Below are 16992 nucleotides of genomic sequence, written 5' to 3'. Positions count from 1 at the left end.
AATGACTGAAAGCCGGAGCGGCGGAGAGCCGCTTCGGCTTCCGTCTCCCCGATGACTACGTTAGAAGCGCAGGGGTTCACAGGATCACCCAGATGGCAATCCAGACCGTAGGCATCATTGGCGCTGGACAGATGGGCAGCGGCATCGCCCACGTCGCGGCGCAATCCGGCTACCAGGTCCTCCTGCACGACATTTCGGGCGATCGCATCGAGAAGGGCATCGCCACCATCAACGGCAACATGGCGCGGCAGGTGTCGTCGGGAAAGCTCGATGAATCGGTGCGCTCCCGCGCGATGTCCAGCATAAGACCGGCGCCAGCCATCCAGGACCTCGCCGGGGCCGACCTCGTGATCGAGGCGGCGACCGAGGACGAAACGGTCAAGCGCAAGATCTTCACGCAGCTCTGCCCGGTCCTCAATCCCGAAGCCCTGCTCGCGACCAACACGTCTTCCATTTCGATCACAAGGATGGCCGCGCAGACGGACCGCCCGGAACGCTTCATCGGCATTCATTTCATGAACCCGGTGCCGCTGATGAAGCTGGTGGAACTGGTGCGCGGCATCGCAACGGAGGATTTCACCTTCGAAGCCGCGAAGGCCTTCGTCGTCAGCCTCGACAAGACGGTGACGGTGGCGGAGGATTTTCCCGCCTTCATCGTCAACCGCATCCTCCTGCCGATGATCAACGAGGCGATCTACGTGCTGTACGAGGGGGTGGGCTCGGTCGAGGCGATCGACACGGCCATGAAGCTCGGCGCCAACCATCCGATGGGGCCGCTGCAGCTGGCGGACTTCATAGGACTGGATACCTGCCTCTCGATCATGCAGGTGCTGCACGACGGGCTGTCGGATTCCAAGTACCGCCCCTGCCCGCTGCTCGTGAAGTATGTCGAGGCGGGCTGGCTCGGTCGCAAGGCCGGCCGCGGCTTCTACGATTACCGCGGCGAGAACCCCGTCCCCACGCGCTAAATCTCTTAGGCTCGGAATGGCTATTGGGGCCGCGGCGGACTGCCGCGGCCGGACCGGTCAGTGGAGCGGCTGCCTCAGGTCATTCGAATCGTAGGCCTGGACGTGGGTCAATTCGATGCGGTTGCGGCCGCCGTTCTTGGCCTGGTAGAGGCGCCGGTCGGCGATGCGGTAGAGTTCGACGAATTCGAGCTGGTCCTCGAAGCTCACCCCGCCGACGCTGACAGAGAGTGGATGGCGCGTGCCGCGCGGCCGGAACGACATCTCATTGACGGCCCGGCGGATACGCTCTGCGACCGACACGGCATTCTCCTGGCTGGCGCCGGGCAGGAACACCCCGAACTCCTCGCCGCCCAGGCGGCCGACGAGATCCCCCTTGCGGACCTGACCGCGAATCTCGGCGGCGATGATGCGCAGCGCCTCGTCGCCATGGTCATGCCCGTAGGTATCGTTGATCGCCTTGAAGTGATCGGCATCGATGATGAGCAACGCGCCCTTGATCCGCCTGGACTTGCCGCCGTGCTCGCCGAGCTGCTGGTCCACCTTCTCGGAGAAGCTTCCCCGGTTGAGGCATGCCGTCAGGCTGTCGGTGGAGGCCACCACGCCGAGGCGCTGGTTGGCGATGCCGAGTTCGCGCAGCTTCATTACCAGAAACAGCAGAATAGGGCCTGCCAGGATGATCGAAAGCGCCACCGCGCCGGCGAATCCGTGCGTGAACTGCAGATCCCCAAACCCCGACTGCCATAGGTACTGGTAGCCGGTCGAGACGAAGACGCTCCACAGAGTTCCCAGGACAGTCCAGCGAAACAGCCTCGAAGCTGCAAGCCGTGACAAACTGAGATCGAACACACCTTTTAATGCCTCTGGCATCGCTGCATACCCCCACTGAACGAGACTTCCCGCAAGATAAGGAACGCCGATGAACACCCGATTAGCGATTCGGAAAGGTTTTGATCCGTGCCACTAACCGGCGGTTAAGCAGTTCAGCGCGTACGGCATGGGCATGGATCCGGCCGGGGGCAGAGTGGCCGGAAAATCCCGCCTGAGAGGGTGTTCCGGAACCGTCACTCGCGACGGTAGAGGAGCCAGTTCTTGGAATTCTTGAGGTCAGGAAGGGAGGAATAGAGCGTGGTCTGGTTGCGGCCGTTTGCCTTCGACATGTAGAGGGCGCGGTCGGCCTTGGCATAGAGATCCTCGGGGTTCTTGGCCATGGAACCCATGCAGATGCCGACGGAGACGGTGACGGCGCCGCCAATGGCTCCGATCTGGCCGTTCAGGGGAACTAGCTTCTCGATCGCGGTCCGTAGGTTTTCTGAGAAGTCGAACACGGCGGACTCGGTCAGACTTTCCACGATGACGGCGAACTCCTCGCCGCCGGTCCGCGCGACGGTCATGTTCGGCGAGGCTGCCGTGCGGATCAGGCTCGCTACGTGCTGGATGATCTTGTCGCCGACGGGATGGCCGTAGCGGTCGTTGATCTGCTTGAACCGGTCGATGTCCAGGATCATCAAGGCGCTGAAGACCGCCTTCTTCGCGTCGTCGTAGACCTGCCCGATCGCCTTGTCGAAGGCACGGCGGTTGAAGAGCTGCGTCATCGGATCCGTATCGGCAAGCCGCTTGTACTCCTCGAGCTTGGTCTTGACCTCCTCGAGTTCCGCCGACTTGTCGATCATGGCATTCACGAAATGTCTGCCCTGTTCCACCTTGGATTCGGTGGCGGACGACATGATTCCGGCGATGCGCTGCAGGATTTCCTGGGTGACCACATCCCGCTTGCGCAGCCCGTCCGAGCTCTGGGTCAGGATCGAACCGTACCGCTCGAGCTGGAGCCTCTCCTTGTCGAAGAGGATCATGACCTCCTCGACCTTGTTGGCGATCTGCTCGCGCACGTTGTCGACGAACAACTGGTTGCTCGTCTGTATGAAGTACTTGACGCTGAGGCGGTCGAGGTCTTCCTGCCGCGGCCGGTTTCCGAGCGCGCCGAGATCGGCGTTCAACGCAGGGTTGGAGCCCGCGAAGACCTCGTAGTAGATTTCGTAGTTCCTGGGAGAACCCACGACGCCCATGGCGCGCATGGCGAGCGCAATCTTCGTCGCGATATCGGAAACCGGAGCGGTAGGAGCGTTACCGCCCGACGACCTTGCACTGGAGACCTGCGTATTCATCCGACCTCACTGCGAATGCCACGCGAAAACCGCCATCGGCGGAGGAATATCCACCGTTCGGCCCCACATCCCGTCGAGGACGGAACATGTTCTGCGCGTCGACACAGGTCCCCACCCACCAGGTCCCTTGCTGCAAATGACGTTAAGGTAAGCTGCCTAATTCTCCGTTAAACGGCACGAAGATATCGCCGGAGGGGAATTGGGATATAAACGCTCAGGTTGCGAACGGCTCAGACCTTCAGCGGCTTGGACACTCTTTCCTCCTCCCCGAACACGCGGAGGTAGCGGGCGATCGCCGCCGGGTCCCCCGTCGCCTTCTCCGGATTGTCGGAGAGTTTCACGGCCGGCCGGCCGTTCGCCTCGCTGACCTTGCACACGATGGAGATCGGCTTGAGTCCCTCGATCTCGACCGGCGCGCATCCCTCGAAGTCGTTGGTGAGGTTCGTACCCCAGCCGAAGGCCATGCGGACCTTACCGTGGAAGTGATGGTAGGCCTTCTCGATCGTCTCCACGTCGAGCCCGTCGGAAAAAACGATGAGCTTCTCGCGGGGGTCGCGGCCATGCTCCTTCCACCAGGAAATGATCCGCTCACCACCCTCTATCGGCGGCGCGCTGTCGGGGCGGAAGCCCGTCCAGTCGGCGACCCAGTCGGGCGCGTGGCGCAGGAAGGAGGCCGTACCAAACGTATCCGGCAGGACGATCAGCAGGTTTCCGCCATAATAGCGGTTCCAGTCCTGGAGCACCTTGTAGGGTGCGGCAATCAGCGCCTCTTCACCGTCGGTCAGCGCGGCGAGCACCATCGGCAGTTCGTGCGCGTTGGTTCCGAGTGCCTCGAGGTCGGTGTCCATGGCGAGCTTGACGTTGCTGGTTCCCGTCAGCGCGGAACCCAGGCCTTCCTTGAGAGCCTCGACGCACCAGCGCTGCCACAGGAAGGAATGCCTCCGGCGGGTACCGAAATCCGAAATGCGCAAGTCGGGGAGTTTCTGCAGCCGCTCCACCTTCGACCACATGCGCGCCTTGGCGCGGGCGTAGAGGACGTCGAGCGTGAACGGCCCCATGGACTTCATCGCCGCGCGCGACCGCAATTCGTTGATGATCGCCAGAGCGGGGATTTCCCACATGCTGGTTTCCTTCCACTTTCCGTGGAAGTGCAGTTCGAACTGCCCGTCGCGGCGCGCGAGTTCATATTCGGGAAGCTGGAAATCCGCCAGCCACGCGAGGAACTCGGGCTGGAATATCTGCTTGCTGCCGTAGAAGGTGTTGCCCGCCAGCCAGATCATCTCTTTCTTCGACATGCGCAATGTGCGGGCATGGTCGAGCTGCTCGCGCAGCTGGCCTTCGTCGATCGCGTCGGAAAGGCGGACCGAATGGGTCCTGTTGATCAGCGAGAAGGTGGCGTTCACCTCCGGATAGAGACCCCAGATCATCTGGAGCATCAGGAGCTTGTAGAAGTCGGTGTCGAGAAGGCTGCGGATGATCGGGTCGAGCTTCCACGTATGGTCGTAGACGCGCTTCGCGATGTCGTTCTTCGTCAAGTCAGCATCCTCCCCCGGAGCCGGCGTACGGCGCCCGAACCGCGCGTGCGGTCTAGGACGAATCCGGACATGCGGCAAGGCGCGGCCCGGCGCATCAAGCCGATCCGGCGCGTTCAGCGGGTGTGCAGACGTACTTTTTCGCGAATCTGGGCGAGCGTGAACGGCTTCGGCACCACCTCCACGATGATGTCCCGCAGGTCCGCGGCCTGCTCGCGCTGTTCGGCATAGCCGGTCACGAGCATGATCTTGAGGTCCGGATAGAGGCGGGCCGCGGCCTTGGCCATCTCGATGCCGTCCATGGCGGGCATGCGGATGTCCGAGACCACCAGATCATAGCCGCCATCGAGGCAGCGAATCCGGTCCAGTCCGAGTTCGCCGTCTTCCGCGGTGTCGACGTCATGCCCGTCACGCTCCAGGGCCCGGGCGGCCAGGGTGCGGACGGGTTCGTCGTCCTCGACGATCAGTATCTTGCTCATATCGCTAAAATGCCGTGGAGAATCTTGTGGTTCCGTAAAGCAAGGACGGAAAAGCGCTCAAGCGGCGGCGTCGCCCTTAACGACGCCGACGAACGGCAGTTCGCGGAACGCGTGCGCCACGTCCATGCCGTAGCCGACGACGAAATAGTCCGGGCAGTCGAATCCCACATAGTCGGCCGTGAGTTCGGTCTGGCGGCGGCTGTGCTTGTCCAGCAGGACGGCGATGGCGACGCTGCGGGCGCCGCGCGACAGCATAAGTTCGCGCGTGAACTTCAGCGTCTTGCCGGATTCCAGGATGTCGTCGATCAGGAGGATGTCGCGGCCGGCGACGTCGTTGTCGATGTCGCGCAGCACCTTTACCTCCCCGCTGGTCGTGCCGGTTCCGTAACTGGAGATGAAGATGAACTCGACTTCCGGCGAGGCACCCGCGTCGTGCATGGCGCGGATGAGATCGGCGGCGAAGATGAACGAGCCCTTCAGGATGGAGATCACCAGAAGGTCCTTGTAGTCCTTCGAGGCGATGTCCTTGGCGAGCTCGAGATTGCGCCGCGCGATCGCGGAGGCACTGAAGAGGATCTCGATTTCTTTCCCCCGCACCACCGGCATCGGCCTACCTTTCGCTCATCTTGACGGAAACGCCCGCGACGCCTCCGATCGGGACATCGACGCGGCTGGAAAACCTGACTTCTGCGCCGGGAGCGATTCCCTCTCCCGCCGGGTCGAGGGTGTAGCGGGTCACGCGGCCTCCGTCACCCGTCACCTCGATCAAAAGCGGCGGTACGGCGTGGGCTTCGGTCCCCTGATTGACCACGGCGCCGTCGATGATCAGGAGTCGGCGGCCGCCGTGGCTCTCGACGCGCGAACTGAGCTCGGCGATCCGCAGCCTCTCCTGCTTCGCCCCGAAGGTCGCAAGCAGCGGGCCGGCGAGCGTGTGGCCCCCCGATATCCAGAACGCCGCAAGGGCCAGGACCGCGCCGCAGGTCCAGAAAGCGACACCGCCACGGCGGCTTTGCGGCGCCGCGGGCGGGCCTGCTTCGCGCCGCAGCATGTCCATCCCGGCGACCGATCCTTCGGCGTTCGGCCACGCCACCCGTTCGGTCGCGGTCAGCTCGGTTTCCCGCGCCGACGGTCGCGGCGCCTGTGCTTCGACCGTCTCGAACTCCGCGTCGACGATGTCGTCGCCGGCCGCGCGGACGGATCTTGCATCGCGTTCAACCGTCATGATTTCGCCCGAGACAGGGCGGACTTGTCGTTCGACCATCGGGGCGACCATTGGGGGCGGCAATCCTTTCGCGAATCCCTTACAAGGGGTAAATGGAATTGGTTAACGCTTCGCTGCCCGTCCCACCGCCCGCGACGCGGCGGCGAGCAGCGGCTTTACCCCCCGTTAACCATGCGGCGGGATTCTCGCCGGCTCCGGACCGATCGCGCAAGGACAAGTCGAGGCCGCAGGCAAAGTGATTCGATTCGAAAACGTTGGCCTGAGATACGGGATGGGACCGGAGATCCTTCGCGACATCTCGTTCCAGATTCCGAAGGGATCGTTCCAGTTCCTCAGCGGTCCGTCGGGGGCCGGCAAGACCACGCTGCTCAGGCTGCTCTTCCTCGCGCTCGCGCCGACGCGCGGCCTCATCACCGTGTTCGGCAAGGACCGAACGCTGATCAAGCGGAACGAACTGCCGTATCTGCGCCGCAAGATCGGCGTCGTCTTCCAGGATTTCCGCCTCCTCGACCACATGACCACCTACGAAAACGTGGCCCTGCCGATGCGCGTTCGGGGCCGCGACGAATCGAGCTACCGCAACGACGTCGTCGAACTTCTGAAGTGGGTGGGCCTCGGCGAGCGGATCAACGTGCTCCCGCCGGTGCTCTCGGGCGGCGAGAAGCAGCGTGCGGCGATCGCGCGCGCGCTGATCGAGCAGCCCGAGATCCTGCTCGCGGACGAGCCGACGGGCAACGTGGACCCGACCTTGGCGCGACGGCTGCTGCGGCTTTTCATCGAGCTGAACCGCTCGGGGACGGCCGTGGTCATCGCCACGCACGACCTTCAGCTCATGGACCAGGTCGATGCGCGGCGCATGGTGCTGGCCGAGGGGAGGCTCACCCTGCATGACTGACGCCGCCGCCGCGAGCGGACCCCACACGCCGAAGGACGGGACACTGCGCCGCCGCACGCCCATCGTGCCGCAACGCAGCGTGGCCGGACGGGCTCTCATCATCGTGATCGCGATCATGACGTTCCTGTCGTGCCTGACGCTGGGCGCCGTAACGCTCGTGCGCGACACCGCCGCCGTCTGGCAGACGCAGATCGCCCGCGAAGCCACGATCCAGATCAAGCCCGACGACGGTTTCGACATCGAGCAGGCGCTGGTGGAAGCAAGGGACGTCGCGGCGGGTTTCGCGGGCGTGCGCTACGCCACGATCGTTGACCGCGAGGCGACCGCTCGGCTGCTGGAACCCTGGCTCGGCGCCGGGCTCAACATTGACGACCTTCCGGTGCCGCGCCTGGTCATCGTCACGATCGACGAATCGGCGCCGCCGGATTTCGCCGCGATGCGGAGTTCGCTCGAGGCGGCCGTGGAGAACGTCAGCCTGGACGATCACCGCAACTGGGTCGACCGGCTGATCACCATGGCCCGCACGACGGTCACGATCGGTCTGGCGGTCCTCGTCCTGATGCTGTCGGCGACGATCATGACCGTCGTCTTCGCGACCCGCGGTGCCATGGCGGGCAACGAGCCGGTCATCGAGGTGCTGCATTTCGTTGGGGCCGAATCGGGCTTCATCGCCGCCGAGTTCCGGCGCCATTTCCTCTGGATCGGACTCAAGGGCGCGGCCATCGGCGGGCTGGCCGCGATCATCGTCTTCGTCGCTTTCGCCTGGTGGTCGTCGATGAACCTCGCCACCCCGGAAGCGGACCAGGCGACCGCGCTGTTCGGCAATTTCGCCATCGGCGCGACGGGTTACGCCGGCGTCCTGATCGTTCTGGTCATCGTGGCGGGATTGACGGCCGCGACGTCGCACGCAACCGTCGTGGCTCGGCTGAACCAGATCGAGATCGGCCGCACCGATCATGCATGATCCACGAAGATCGCCACCCGCGGGGCAGAAACCCGGCGATTGTTCGAGCGGACCCGTCAGGCATCTACCGAAAGCCGCAATTGCCGGCTATGTGTTCGACATGGCGAGCGAAACGACGGGCGACGGCGCCGATCGTATAGAAAACCAGGGCAGGAAGCACCCCTCGGGCCGCGGATCGCGCGGGCCGGTGTGGCGCGCAGCACTCGTTTGTCTCGCCGCCGTCTCGGTCTGCTTCGTGGTGGGATTCGGCTGGTTCGCCAACAGCGTCAGCCTCCTGAAGACACCCGCCGACCCGCCGGAGGCCGACGCCATCATCGTTCTCACCGGCGGTCAGTTCCGCCTGGACGCGGCGATCGATCTGCTGAGGTCGGGCAAGGGACAGCGGCTGCTGATCAGCGGCGTGAACCCAGTGGCGCGCGATGCCGAGTTGCGCGAGGTGACGGGGCTCGACGAGGCGCTCTTCGCCTGCTGCGTCGACATCGATCGCGCGGCGATCGACACGATCGGCAACGCGACCGAGAGCGCCAAGTGGGTTCGCGAGCACGCCTACCGCTCGGTGATCCTGGTCACCAACAACTACCACATGCCGCGCAGCCTGCTCGAGATGCGCCGGCTGCTCGGCGAGACCGAACTCCAGCCATACCCGGTAGTCAACAGCCGGCTGGACGACGGCGACTGGCTGATGAAGCCGGATGCCGTGCGGGTGCTGTTCACCGAATATACCAAGTTCCTGACGGCGATGGCCCGCAGCGTCCTCATCACCAGCGATGCGCACCCGAAGATCGCATCCTCGAACATGAGCGGGAATTGACGCGCAGGCCGCTGTTCCCCTGAGCCCGGGCCGGTGTTACCAACCGCACGAACGAACCGAACCGGGCGTCTTCCATGATTGTTCTGCGATCGCTGGCATTCAACATCGCCTTCTATGTCAGCCTCATCCTCCAGATGATCTTCTGGACGCCCTTCTACTTCATCTCGCCGCGCCACATCGCCTGGTTCGTGCCGAAGTTCTGGTCGCGCTCCAGCATGTGGTTGCAGACCGCCATCGTCGGCACGAAGTTCGAGATCACCGGACTGGAGAACCTACCGGAAGGCTCCTTCATCCTGGCGCCGAAACACCAGTCGTTCTGGGACGCCATCGCCTTCTTCCCGTATCTGAAGGATCCGCTCTACATCCTGAAGCGGGAGCTGATGTGGATCCCCTTCTTCGGCTGGTACATCGCCAAGATGCGCATGATCCCGGTCAATCGCGGCAAGCGCTCGGCGGCGCTGAAGGCCGTGACAGAGGCGACGCGCCGTGAGTTCGCCCGCAACCCCCGCCAGCTGATCATATATCCGGAAGGAACCCGCCGCGCGCCCGGCGCGGAGCCGAGCTACAAGTGGGGCATCGTCGAGCTCTACGCCGAACTGGGCATCCCGGTGGTGCCGGTCGCCCACGTCGCCGGGCTTTACTGGCCGCGGCGCAAGTTCATGCGCTATCCCGGCACCATCAAGGCCCGCTTCCTGCCGCCGATACCGGCGGGACTGGGCAAGGAGGAATTCATGAAGCGTCTGATCGGGCAGACGGAAGCGGCGGTGGACGAACTGCTGATCGACGCCGCCGAAGGACCCGACGCCCCGCCCCTGCCGCACACCGCGCTCGAACGGCTGGAACAGCTCGGGCGCCGTCCTCCTGCGCCGTCGGCAGCGTGAGGCGGACACGATGTCCGGCGCGCGACGACTGACCACGATCGGCTTCGATGCCGACGACACGCTGTGGCAGAACGAGCAGTTCTTCCGCATGACGGAACGGCGCTTTGCCGAACTGCTCGCCGATTACGCCGATCCCGATCATCTTTCCGAGCGGCTGCTGGAGGCGGAGCGGCGGAATCTCGGCGTCTACGGCTTCGGCATCAAGGGCTTTACCCTTTCCATGATCGAAACCGCAATCCAGGTGACGGAGGGCCGGGTGCCGGCCGACGTGATCGAAAAGATACTCGGCGCCGGGCGCGAGATGCTGTCGCATCCGGTCGAGACCCTGCCGCATGCCAGGGAGGCGCTGGAGAAGATCGCGGAGAGCCATCGCATCCTCCTTATCACCAAGGGCGACCTCTTCGACCAAGAGAGGAAGCTGGCGCAGTCCGGCCTCGGCGACCTGTTCGACGGGGTCGAGATCGTCAGCGACAAGAAGCGCCAGACCTACGAGCGCATCTTCGCCGCGCACGGGGATGGCCCGCAGCGCGCAATGATGGTGGGCAATTCGCTCAAGTCCGACGTGGTGCCGGCGATCGAAGCCGGCGGCTGGGGCGTGCACGTGCCGCACGAACTCACCTGGGTGCTGGAACATGTCGAGCCACCGACAAGCGCGCCCCGCTTCCGGGCGATCGAACATCTCGGCGAACTTGCCGGGATCGTCGAAGAGATCGGCTGACCGGGGAAGGCAGGCGGTTGATCCGAGCGCTGATAATCGACGTCGACGGCGTGCTGGTCACGGGCCGGCCGGAAGACGGCCGGAACTGGGCCGCCGATCTCGAACGGGACTTGGGGGTGAACGCGGCCGACCTGCAGCGGGAATTCTTCGCTCGGCATTGGGACGACATCATCGTCGGGCGCGCGAAGCTTTCGGAGCGCCTTTCACCGTCGCTCGCGAGGATCGCTCCGCATGTTTCGTGCGACCGGCTCATCTCTTACTGGTTCGAGAAGGATTCCCGGCTGGACTCCGCGATCCTGAACGACGTTGCTGCCTGCCGGGCCACCGGACTGAAGATCTGCCTGGCAACGAACCAGGAGCACATGCGGGCCGCATATCTGATGAATGTCCTGGGACTGGCAGAACGCGTCGACGGCATCTTCTACTCCGCCGATCTGGGCTGCCGAAAGCCCGAACAACAGTTCTTCCGCCGGATCGAGGCCTCGACCAGCCTGTCTCCGGAAGAACTCCTGCTGGTGGACGACACACCCGCGAACGTCGATGCCGCCAGGGACGCCGGCTGGAATGCCGTTCAGTGGAGCCGCGATCTCTCCCTTTCCGCGATTCTGGCCGACTTTCGCTAGTCGTTGGCGCCGCCCGGCCGGATCTGCGCAGACGGAAGCCGCCGGGCCACATCTTCCAGCCAGTGGTCGCGGATGCCGAGGGCCTTAAGGTGCTCGACCGTGTTGAGAACGTATTCCTCGTTCGGGCCGGAACGCCCGACCGCGCCGTTCACCCGGTTCGCGGCGTCTTCTGCGGCGAGCGCGCCGGCGTATTGTTCGTGCCGTCGATCCACCACGTAGGACACGCCCCGGACGCGCTCTCCCGTCTGCAGTGTCAACGGCACCAGCCGCTCGCGATAGACGTTTGTCACCAGTTCGCGCTCGCGCAGATAGGCCATCACCTCGTCGCGCAGGTCGCCGGGAACGCGAAAGGCGAGCCCGATGCAGGAGCCGCCGCGGTCGAGGCCAAGCACGAGGCCCGGTCGTTCCGGCGAGCCGCGATGCACGAAGGAGCGCACGCAGAGCGCGCGCCGGAAGCCATGGAGGCGGGCGCGGACGGTTTCCGTATGGGCGAATCCGGGCCGCCAGATCAGCGAGCCGTAGCCGAACACCCAAAAATCGCCCATATGCAGACACCTGATCGACCGTGAAACCGGGGCGGCCCGGCGGACGAGGGTTAGCGAGGGCAAACCGATGGCGTCAAGGGAAAGGCCGGCGAGGGGCTACAGCCGCAGGTTTGCCTGGCTGGCGATCGCCATCGTCGCCGTCATCGGGCTCTATACCGCCGGCTGGTTCTACATGGCCTCACTCCTCGACGCGGAGGCCGGCAAGGCGATCGCCCGTATCGAGCGCGACGGCGGCGTGGCACTCTGCGCCAACCGGGAAGCGCGGGGCTATCCCTTCCGCATCGGTCTCTTCTGCGACCGGATCGGCGTCACCGATGCAAAAGGCAATGTGGAGGTCAGGGGCGAGGGCCTGAGGACCGCCGCGCAGGTTTACGATCCGTTCAGGATCATCGGAGAGCTCGACGCGCTCCATATCGGCTACCCCGGCCGCCAGCCGGGGGTGAGCGCCAGCGCCAGCGACATGCGGTTCAGCGCGTCGGTGGCGCAGCCCCTGCCCGAACGCGCATCCATTACCATGCGCGCGATAGCCGTGGACGCCGACCCGGAAGGCAACGATCTGCCCGTCACCGTCAAGGCCGCGACGGGCGCGGCCCACATGCGGCGCAACTCCGGCGACGTCGACGTCGCTATGGAGGCGCGCCACGTCAGCATCGTACCGGCGGGGATGGACGAAGCCATCCTGTTGCCGCTGATCAGCCTGGACCTGACCGTCGAGGACGGCGTCGAGCGGTTCGCGCGACGGACGGAGAGCCTGCGCGGCACGAGCATCGTGCTCAGAAGCGTGACGGTCTCGCTCGGCGAGGACGCGGGGGTGACCGTCTCAGGTCCCGTCGCCATCGATCCGCAGGGGCTGGTGGACGCCAGCCTTCAGATCACCGTCAACAAGCCCGCGACAGTCGCCGCCAGACTGGGGGAGGCGCTGCCGTCCGAGAGGGAACGCATCCAGGCTGCGCTGAGCGGCTTCGCCATGCTCGGCGACAGCCCTTCCCTCCCTCTCACGATCGAAAAAAGTGTCGCCCGAATCGCCTTCATCAACCTGGGGCGGGTGCCGGCGCTGAAGTGAGGGGAACAAGAACGCTGCGTCCGGGCTCGTTCGCCCAGATCACTCCGACACCGCTTAATGCCGAGTTCCCGCCGTCACGCCTTCTCCGGGTGCGCCACCGCCTGGCGGCCGAAGTCGGGAACGTCGATTTCCTGGCCGGCCTCGATGATGGAGCGGCGGATGGCGCGGGTTCGGGTGAAGAGGTCGAAGAGCTTGTCGCCGTCGCCCCAGCGGACCGCGCGCTGCAGCGAGGCGAGGTCTTCGGAAAAACGCGCCAGCATTTCCAGGATGGCGTCGCGATTGTGCAGGCACACGTCGCGCCACATCGTGGGATCCGAGGCCGCGAGGCGGGTGAAGTCGCGGAAGCCCGAGGCGGAGTACTTGATGACTTCCGACTTCGTCACCGATTCCAGGTCGTCCGCCGTTCCGACGATGTTGTAGGCGATGATGTGCGGCAGGTGGGAGACGATCGCCAGCACCATATCGTGGTGCTCGGGGTCCATCGTGTCGATGTTGGAGCCGCAGCGGCGCCAGAACTCCGACAGTCTTTCCACCGCCTGCGGATCGGCTCCGGGCGGCGGGGTGAGGATGCACCAGCGATTCTCGAAGAGCTCGGCGAAGCCTGCGTCCGGGCCCGAACGTTCCGTGCCCGCGATCGGATGCCCCGGAATGAAGTGCACGCCTTCGGGCACCTCGGGCATCATTTGGGCGATGACGGAGGCCTTGGTCGAGCCCACGTCGGTGAGGATGGCGCCGGGTTTCAGGGCCGGCGCGATGGCGCGCGCCACCTCGCCGGAGGAACCGACCGGCACGGAGACGATGACGAGGTCGGCGCCGGCAACGGCGCCCTTCGGATCGGCATGATATTCGTCGCCCAGACGGAGCTCTTCCGCCCGGGCGAGCGTCGTGGCGCTGCGCGTCGAGATCGCGACCGCTCCGGCGAGACCCTCGCGGCGGATGACATGCGCCAGCGAGGAACCGATGAGGCCAATGCCAACGAGCGCGACGCGTTCGAAAAGCGGTTCGGGCATCACGATTTCAGGAACTCGGCCAGCGCCGCCACCACGCCGCGGTTCGCCTCTTCTGTGCCGATCGTCATGCGCAGCGCGTTGGGGAAGCCGTAACCCGTCACGCGGCGCAGGATGTAGCCGCGCTGCGTGAGATAGTCGTCGGCCGCCGCGGCGGATTGCGCCTCGTCGGGGAAGTGGATGAGCACGAAGTTGCCGACGCTCGGGGTGACCCTGAGGCCGAGCTTCGTCAGTTCCTCCGTCAGCCAGGCGAGCCATTTGTCGTTGTGCGCGACGGCTTGTTCGACGTGGGCGCGGTCGCGGATCGCGGCGATGCCGGCCTCGATCGCGACGGCGTTGACGTTGAACGGGCCGCGCACGCGGTTCAGCGCGTCGATGATGTGAGCCGGCGCGTACATCCAGCCGAGGCGGGCGCCACCGAGCCCGTGGATCTTGGAGAAGGTACGGGTCATGACGACGTTCTGGGAGGACGCGACGAGTTCCATGCCGGACTCGTAGTCGTTGCGCCGCACGTATTCGGCATAGGCCGCGTCGAGCACCAGGAGCACGTGCTTCGGCAGCGCCGCATGCAGGCGCCGTACTTCCTCGAAGGGGATGTAGGTGCCGGTCGGGTTGTTGGGGTTGGCGAGGAAGACGATCTTCGTCTTGTCGGTCACCGCAGCCAGGATGGCATCGACGTCGGCGGTCTCGTCTGTCTCCTTGACGGCGACCGGAACCGCGCTCGCTGCCTGGGTGTAGATGCGGTAGACGAGGAAGCCGTGCTCGGTGAAGATCGCCTCGTCGCCCGGCTGGAGGTAGGTGAGCGCCAGCAGCCCCAGCACCTCGTCCGAACCGTTCGAGCAGATGATGTTGGCCGGGTTCAGCCCGTGCACCTCGGCGATTGCATCGCGCAGTCGCGTGGCCGAACCGTCGGGATAGAATTCGAGCCTGTCGGCGACGTCCCTGACCGCCTCGATCGCCTTCGGCGAGGCGCCGAGCGGGCTTTCGTTGGACGAGAGCTTGTAGACCGTCTTCACGCCGGCCGGCGCTGCGCTCTTTCCCGGCACGTAGGCCGCGATGTCCATGACGCCGGGTTTTGGCTCGGGACGCTGTAGCTCTGTCATGGTGGCGGTCCTGTCGGAAGAGGCTGGCTGTGCCGGAAGGCGGCTTGCTCTAGCAAAGCTTTGAAGTTGACGCAAAGGGACGACGGGGATAATAAGCGGGCCGAACGTCGTGGTGATTTGGCCGGTCGGCTTGCAGCCACGTTAAACAACTCGCTAAAGGGCCGATTGCGGATCGTAACCGGCTTGCCTTAGCGCAATGCCGGTTTTTTTTCGTCGGTGGAAGGAAGTGACATGGCCGCCCCGCGCGTCCGCACCTCGAACAACGAAGCCAACGAGCCGACGAGCCTCGTCGTTCGCTTCGGACCCGACCAGCCGCTCCGGCTCGATTCCGGCAAGACGCTGTCGCCGTTCCAGATCGCCTACCAGACCTACGGCACGCTGAACGAGGCGCGCTCGAACGCCGTCCTGATCTGCCATGCGCTGACGGGAGACCAGCACGTCGCCAATCCCAATCCGGTGACCGGCAAGCCGGGCTGGTGGGAAGTGCTGATCGGCCCCGGCAAGATCATCGACACCGACCGCTTCTTCGTCATCTGTTCCAACGTCCTCGGCGGCTGCCTCGGCTCGACCGGGCCGGCCTCGATAAATCCTCATACCGGCAAGCCCTGGGGGCTGGACCTGCCGGTGGTGACCATCCGCGACATGGTGCGCGCGCAGGTCATGCTGGTCGACCATCTGGGCATCGACCGGCTCTTTTCGGTGATCGGCGGCTCGATGGGCGGCATGCAGGTGCTCGAATGGGCGTCGAGCTATCCCGAGCGCGTGCTGACCGCGCTGCCGATCGCCACCGGCGCGCGGCATTCCTCGCAGAACATTGCCTTCCACGAGGTCGGACGGCAGGCCGTCATGGCGGATCCCGACTGGTGCGGCGGGCGCTACATCGAGGCTGGCAAGCGGCCCGAGAAGGGACTCGCCGTGGCCCGCATGGCCGCCCACATCACCTATCTGTCCGAGGCGGCATTGCACCGCAAGTTCGGCCGCAATCTCCAAGACCGCGAAGCGCTGACCTTCGGCTTCGACGCCGACTTTCAGATCGAGAGCTACCTGCGCCACCAGGGCATGAGCTTCGTCGACCGCTTCGACGCGAATTCCTACCTCTACATGACGCGGGCGATGGACTATTTCGACCTCGCCGCCGACCACGGCGGAAGGCTGGCGGACGCCTTCGCCGGCACCAAGACGCGCTTCTGTCTCGTGTCCTTCACCAGCGACTGGCTGTTCCCGACCGAGGAAAGCCGCACCATCGTGCATGCGCTGAACGCAGCCGGCGCTTCGGTCTCCTTCGTCGAGATCGAGACCGACCGCGGCCACGACGCCTTCCTGCTGGACGAGCCGGAACTCTTCGCCGCCATCAGCGGCTTCCTGCGCTCCGCGGCGCGCGCTCGGGGACTGGAGGAACTCGCATGACCGGCCGCAACGGACCCCGCATCGACCTCAAGGTCATCGCGGACTTCATCAAGCCCCGCGCGCGCGTGCTCGACGTCGGCTGTGGCGACGGCGAACTGCTGGAGTACCTGGAACTCGACAAGCAGGTTGACGGGCGCGGCGTCGAGATCTCGCAGCGCGGCGTCAACGAGAGCGTCGCGCGCGGTCTTTCGGTGATCCAGGGCGACGCCGACACCGATCTCGTCTTCTATCCGGACAAGGGCTTCGACTACGTGATCCTGTCCCAGACGCTGCAGGCGACACGGAACCCCAAGGAGGTGCTGAGGGAACTGCTGCGGATTGGAGAGCGGGCGATCGTCTCGTTCCCCAATTTCGGCTTCTGGCAGGTGCGCCTCTCGCTCCTGTTTCGCGGGCGCATGCCCGTGACACGCGAGCTTTCGTACAGCTGGTACGACACGCCCAACATTCACTTCTGCACCATCCGCGACTTCATCGCCCTGTGCGACGAGATCGGCGCGACGGTGGAAAGCGCCATGGCGCTCGACCGCGACGGACATTCGATCGGGGTGTCGATGCCGTGGTGGTTCTGGAATTTCTTCGGTCAGCAGGCCGTGTTCGTTCTGAAGCGCTGAT

19 protein-coding genes and 1 riboswitch are annotated in these 16992 nt (G+C 65.1%); of the genes, 10 read left to right on the top strand and 9 right to left on the bottom strand.

Features of this window, described 5'->3' with window-relative positions:
* The first annotated feature begins 92 nt into the window (after positions 1 to 92).
* Positions 93 to 968 (top strand): 3-hydroxybutyryl-CoA dehydrogenase, encoded by an 876-nt coding sequence (locus tag ABGN05_RS12230; protein ID WP_367954278.1) that lies wholly within the window; start codon positions 93 to 95, stop codon positions 966 to 968.
* Positions 969 to 1025: 57 nt separating this feature from the next.
* Here ABGN05_RS12230 and ABGN05_RS12225 read toward each other — a convergent pair whose 3' ends face one another.
* The 6 genes from ABGN05_RS12225 to ABGN05_RS12200 form a co-directional block, all read right to left on the bottom strand.
* Positions 1026 to 1799, bottom strand: a complete 774-nt coding sequence (locus ABGN05_RS12225) for a GGDEF domain-containing protein (RefSeq protein WP_367954277.1) — start codon at positions 1797 to 1799, stop codon at positions 1026 to 1028.
* A gap of 230 nt (positions 1800 to 2029) precedes the next feature.
* Positions 2030 to 3130 (bottom strand): GGDEF domain-containing protein, encoded by a 1101-nt coding sequence (locus tag ABGN05_RS12220; protein ID WP_367954276.1) that lies wholly within the window; start codon positions 3128 to 3130, stop codon positions 2030 to 2032.
* 230 nt (positions 3131 to 3360) lie between these two features.
* On the bottom strand, positions 3361 to 4665 hold the full coding sequence (gene pncB / locus ABGN05_RS12215; protein ID WP_367954275.1) for a nicotinate phosphoribosyltransferase: 1305 nt from the start codon (positions 4663 to 4665) through the stop codon (positions 3361 to 3363).
* 113 nt (positions 4666 to 4778) lie between these two features.
* Positions 4779 to 5141 (bottom strand): response regulator, encoded by a 363-nt coding sequence (locus ABGN05_RS12210; protein WP_367954274.1) that lies wholly within the window; start codon positions 5139 to 5141, stop codon positions 4779 to 4781.
* A 57-nt stretch (positions 5142 to 5198) separates the two neighbouring features.
* A complete protein-coding gene (gene hpt / locus ABGN05_RS12205; protein WP_367954273.1) occupies positions 5199 to 5747 on the bottom strand; it encodes a hypoxanthine phosphoribosyltransferase in 549 nt (182 codons plus the stop codon).
* 4 nt (positions 5748 to 5751) lie between these two features.
* Positions 5752 to 6363, bottom strand: coding sequence for a hypothetical protein (locus ABGN05_RS12200; protein ID WP_367954272.1), 612 nt, complete (start codon positions 6361 to 6363; stop codon positions 5752 to 5754).
* A gap of 235 nt (positions 6364 to 6598) precedes the next feature.
* Between ABGN05_RS12200 and ftsE the strand changes: the two genes are divergently transcribed.
* The 6 genes from ftsE to ABGN05_RS12170 all read left to right on the top strand — a co-directional run bounded on the left by ftsE (position 6599) and on the right by ABGN05_RS12170 (position 11255).
* Entirely contained in the window at positions 6599 to 7258 is a 660-nt protein-coding gene (ftsE, locus tag ABGN05_RS12195; protein WP_367954271.1) for a cell division ATP-binding protein FtsE, read from the top strand.
* Complete coding sequence (locus ABGN05_RS12190; protein WP_367954270.1) at positions 7251 to 8222, top strand: cell division protein FtsX; 972 nt, start codon at positions 7251 to 7253, stop codon at positions 8220 to 8222. The genes ftsE and ABGN05_RS12190 overlap by 8 nt, the downstream gene beginning before the upstream one ends.
* A 100-nt stretch (positions 8223 to 8322) precedes the next feature.
* Positions 8323 to 9033: a YdcF family protein gene (locus ABGN05_RS12185; RefSeq protein ID WP_367954269.1), complete on the top strand. Its 711-nt coding sequence runs from the start codon at positions 8323 to 8325 to the stop codon at positions 9031 to 9033.
* Positions 9034 to 9107: 74 nt separating this feature from the next.
* Entirely contained in the window at positions 9108 to 9914 is an 807-nt protein-coding gene (locus ABGN05_RS12180; RefSeq protein WP_367954268.1) for a lysophospholipid acyltransferase family protein, read from the top strand.
* A 10-nt stretch (positions 9915 to 9924) separates the two neighbouring features.
* Positions 9925 to 10632: an HAD family hydrolase gene (locus tag ABGN05_RS12175; protein ID WP_367954267.1), complete on the top strand. Its 708-nt coding sequence runs from the start codon at positions 9925 to 9927 to the stop codon at positions 10630 to 10632.
* A 20-nt stretch (positions 10633 to 10652) separates the two neighbouring features.
* Positions 10653 to 11255: an HAD-IA family hydrolase gene (locus tag ABGN05_RS12170; protein ID WP_367954373.1), complete on the top strand. Its 603-nt coding sequence runs from the start codon at positions 10653 to 10655 to the stop codon at positions 11253 to 11255.
* Here ABGN05_RS12170 and ABGN05_RS12165 read toward each other — a convergent pair.
* Positions 11252 to 11800: a gamma-glutamylcyclotransferase gene (locus tag ABGN05_RS12165; protein WP_367954266.1), complete on the bottom strand. Its 549-nt coding sequence runs from the start codon at positions 11798 to 11800 to the stop codon at positions 11252 to 11254. The genes ABGN05_RS12170 and ABGN05_RS12165 overlap by 4 nt on opposite strands.
* A gap of 67 nt (positions 11801 to 11867) precedes the next feature.
* On the opposite strand from ABGN05_RS12165, the gene ABGN05_RS12160 reads away from it, so the two are divergent.
* A complete protein-coding gene (locus ABGN05_RS12160) occupies positions 11868 to 12863 on the top strand; it encodes a DUF2125 domain-containing protein (protein WP_367954265.1) in 996 nt (331 codons plus the stop codon).
* Positions 12864 to 12937: 74 nt separating this feature from the next.
* Here the strand turns inward: ABGN05_RS12160 and ABGN05_RS12155 are convergent, their stop codons facing one another.
* A complete protein-coding gene (locus ABGN05_RS12155; RefSeq protein WP_367954264.1) occupies positions 12938 to 13873 on the bottom strand; it encodes a prephenate/arogenate dehydrogenase family protein in 936 nt (311 codons plus the stop codon).
* Entirely contained in the window at positions 13873 to 14973 is a 1101-nt protein-coding gene (gene hisC / locus ABGN05_RS12150) for a histidinol-phosphate transaminase (protein WP_367954263.1), read from the bottom strand. Before hisC ends, ABGN05_RS12155 begins: the two co-directional genes overlap by 1 nt.
* A gap of 99 nt (positions 14974 to 15072) precedes the next feature.
* Positions 15073 to 15150, top strand: a riboswitch (SAM riboswitch).
* 54 nt (positions 15151 to 15204) lie between these two features.
* On the opposite strand from hisC, the gene metX reads away from it, so the two are divergent.
* Together metX and metW are read left to right on the top strand one after the other, a co-directional pair.
* Positions 15205 to 16380, top strand: a complete 1176-nt coding sequence (gene metX, locus ABGN05_RS12145; RefSeq protein WP_367954262.1) for a homoserine O-acetyltransferase MetX — start codon at positions 15205 to 15207, stop codon at positions 16378 to 16380.
* Positions 16377 to 16991 carry a methionine biosynthesis protein MetW gene (gene metW, locus ABGN05_RS12140; protein WP_367954261.1) on the top strand — a complete coding sequence of 205 codons (615 nt, stop codon included), beginning with the start codon at positions 16377 to 16379 and terminating at the stop codon, positions 16989 to 16991. The genes metX and metW overlap by 4 nt, the downstream gene beginning before the upstream one ends.
* Position 16992 lies beyond the last annotated feature (1 nt).

Origin of the sequence: Aquibium pacificum, assembly GCF_040839445.1 — a bacterium.
Lineage (GTDB): Bacteria > Pseudomonadota > Alphaproteobacteria > Rhizobiales > Rhizobiaceae > Aquibium > Aquibium pacificus.
Note: the sequence above shows the minus strand (reverse complement) of the source record. Positions and strands in the feature narration are given on the sequence as shown.

Bases quoted from the DNA above. Each gene is read 5' to 3' on its own strand.
- ABGN05_RS12230 (WP_367954278.1), top strand. From the start codon at position 93: ATGGCAATCCAGACCGTAGGCATCATTGGCGCTGGACAGATGGGCAGC.
- ABGN05_RS12220 (WP_367954276.1), bottom strand. From the start codon at position 3,130: ATGAATACGCAGGTCTCCAGTGCAAGGTCGTCGGGCGGTAACGCTCCT.
- ABGN05_RS12210 (WP_367954274.1), bottom strand. From the start codon at position 5,141: ATGAGCAAGATACTGATCGTCGAGGACGACGAACCCGTCCGCACCCTG.
- hpt (WP_367954273.1), bottom strand. From the start codon at position 5,747: ATGCCGGTGGTGCGGGGGAAAGAAATCGAGATCCTCTTCAGTGCCTCC.
- ABGN05_RS12200 (WP_367954272.1), bottom strand. From the start codon at position 6,363: ATGACGGTTGAACGCGATGCAAGATCCGTCCGCGCGGCCGGCGACGAC.
- ABGN05_RS12190 (WP_367954270.1), top strand. From the start codon at position 7,251: ATGACTGACGCCGCCGCCGCGAGCGGACCCCACACGCCGAAGGACGGG.
- ABGN05_RS12185 (WP_367954269.1), top strand. From the start codon at position 8,323: ATGGCGAGCGAAACGACGGGCGACGGCGCCGATCGTATAGAAAACCAG.
- ABGN05_RS12180 (WP_367954268.1), top strand. From the start codon at position 9,108: ATGATTGTTCTGCGATCGCTGGCATTCAACATCGCCTTCTATGTCAGC.
- ABGN05_RS12175 (WP_367954267.1), top strand. From the start codon at position 9,925: ATGTCCGGCGCGCGACGACTGACCACGATCGGCTTCGATGCCGACGAC.
- ABGN05_RS12165 (WP_367954266.1), bottom strand. From the start codon at position 11,800: ATGGGCGATTTTTGGGTGTTCGGCTACGGCTCGCTGATCTGGCGGCCC.
- ABGN05_RS12160 (WP_367954265.1), top strand. From the start codon at position 11,868: ATGGCGTCAAGGGAAAGGCCGGCGAGGGGCTACAGCCGCAGGTTTGCC.
- ABGN05_RS12155 (WP_367954264.1), bottom strand. From the start codon at position 13,873: ATGCCCGAACCGCTTTTCGAACGCGTCGCGCTCGTTGGCATTGGCCTC.
- hisC (WP_367954263.1), bottom strand. From the start codon at position 14,973: ATGACAGAGCTACAGCGTCCCGAGCCAAAACCCGGCGTCATGGACATC.
- metX (WP_367954262.1), top strand. From the start codon at position 15,205: ATGGCCGCCCCGCGCGTCCGCACCTCGAACAACGAAGCCAACGAGCCG.
- metW (WP_367954261.1), top strand. From the start codon at position 16,377: ATGACCGGCCGCAACGGACCCCGCATCGACCTCAAGGTCATCGCGGAC.